1 protein-coding gene is annotated in these 461 nt (G+C 48.8%); it reads right to left on the minus strand.

Going from position 1 to position 461, the window contains the following annotated elements; translation table 11 throughout:
* Positions 1 to 277, minus strand: a 277-nt coding sequence (locus Q0954_RS34455) for a hypothetical protein (RefSeq protein WP_299466757.1), incomplete at its 3' end; no start/stop codon positions are given.
* Positions 278 to 461 lie beyond the last annotated feature (184 nt).

Genomic DNA, 461 nt, shown 5'->3' on the forward strand with positions numbered 1-461 from the left:
TGAGCACTTCTGCCTGCCGTGCCTTGGGTACAAAAAGCAAGTAACGTTTTTTGTCCCACTCGCTGGCATCTGCTTTCAGCGAATCAAAGGCTTGCCTGATCCAGTCTGCGTATTTGAGCGGGGTTACTCCGGTGGGAGCTTGGACGACCTCAAAGTTTGTTCTGATGTGCAAGTCGCTGTTTGCCCCGGCTTGTTCGTAGGCTTCTTTATAGGCTGCCCAAAAAGCTTCGCCTGCGCTTGCCCCAAAGCTTTGTCTTTCAAAATAAGTCATTTTCATTGATTGATTGATGGTTTAAATCTGTGGTATAAATAAGGAAACCAGCCTTCGCTGGTCTTTCCTTAACATCTGGCGCAGCCAATAAACACATACACATTGCCTGGTTTGCCTGCATACACTGTCCCCCGGCGAAACTCCTGTGCCTTTCTTCCGGTCATTTTGATGGCCAGTGCTTTGGCACTGG

It is taken from the genome of uncultured Microscilla sp. (assembly GCF_947493425.1).
GTDB lineage: Bacteria > Bacteroidota > Bacteroidia > Cytophagales > Microscillaceae > Microscilla.